The organism is Flagellimonas olearia (assembly GCF_009184425.1).
GTDB lineage: Bacteria > Bacteroidota > Bacteroidia > Flavobacteriales > Flavobacteriaceae > Flagellimonas > Flagellimonas olearia.
Genome location: NZ_WELG01000009.1, coordinates 1 through 1301, shown reverse-complemented (window position 1 = coordinate 1301; position 1301 = coordinate 1). Strand labels below are relative to the sequence as shown.

The 1301-nt window shown below is 39.7% G+C and carries 2 protein-coding genes; one reads left to right on the top strand and one right to left on the bottom strand.

Annotation, left to right across the window (positions count from 1 at the left end):
* On the top strand, positions 1 to 690 hold a 690-nt coding region (locus F8C76_RS17725), incomplete at its 5' end, for a site-specific integrase (RefSeq protein WP_152132934.1).
* A gap of 363 nt (positions 691 to 1053) precedes the next feature.
* On the opposite strand, the gene F8C76_RS17720 is transcribed toward F8C76_RS17725, so the two are convergent.
* On the bottom strand, positions 1054 to 1301 hold a 248-nt coding region (locus F8C76_RS17720), incomplete at its 5' end, for a hypothetical protein (RefSeq protein ID WP_152132933.1).

Below are 1301 nucleotides of genomic sequence, written 5' to 3'. Positions count from 1 at the left end.
ATTAAGAACGTTGATCCGAAATCATTTAAATTAGTCCAAAATAAGTATCTGGGAGTAATAATCCAGTGTTTAGTGACAGAGACAAAGACAAGCGTTAGTAGGCACATATACTTCTTTAGCGCAAGGGGTAGGATCGATCCACTTGTATATTTGGATGAATTTTTGAGGAATTCTGAACCAGTCCTAAAACGAGTAAATAGGACCGGCAATTCTTCAAGCAATAAACAGGAATACCAATTATTAAAAGATAACTTAGTCAGATCGTACAATAAAGCTTTGAAGAAAAATGCGCCTTATTCAATCTTTGCTATAAAAAATGGCCCAAAATCTCACATTGGAAGACATTTGATGACCTCATTTCTTTCAATGAAGGGCCTAACGGAGTTGACTAATGTTGTGGGAAATTGGAGCGATAAGCGTGCTTCTGCCGTGGCCAGGACAACGTATACTCATCAGATAACAGCAATACCTGATCACTACTTCGCACTAGTTTCTCGGTACTATGCATATGATCCAATATCAAAGGAAATGATAGCATTGAAGGATGAGACTAATCCAATTGAGGAGTGGCAGCATATAGAACAGCTAAAGGGTAGTGCTGAAGGAAGCATACGATACCCCGCATGGAATGGGATAATATCACAGGAGGTACTAGACTACCTTTCATCCTACATAAATAGACGCATATAAGTACGCATTTAAGCATAAACACGCACTATGCCGTTCTTCTCATGTATATATATATACAGGCAACACGCAGATATAGGTGCGACGTGAACAGTGAGCTGTATGTGCGCAGCTCGCGTTGCATTTTCGGAAGCGCTCGTTTTCGGAAACGCTTTGAAGTTCCTATTCCGAAGTTCCTATTCTCTAGAAAGTATAGGAACTTCAGAGCGCTTTTGAAAACCAAAAGCGCTCTGAAGACGCACTTTCAAAAAACCAAAAACGCACCGGACTGTAACGAGCTACTAAAATATTGCGAATACCGCTTCCACAAACATTGCTCAAAAGTATCTCTTTGCTATATATCTCTGTGCTATATCCCTATATAACCTACCCATCCACCTTTCGCTCCTTGAACTTGCATCTAAACTCGACCTCTACATCAACAGGCTTCCAATGCTCTTCAAATTTTACTGTCAAGTAGACCCATACGGCTGTAATATGCTGCTCTTCATAATGTAAGCTTATCTTTATCGAATCGTGTGAAAAACTACTACCGCGATAAACCTTTACGGTTCCCTGAGATTGAATTAGTTCCTTTAGTATATGATACAAGACACTTTTGAACTTTGTACGAC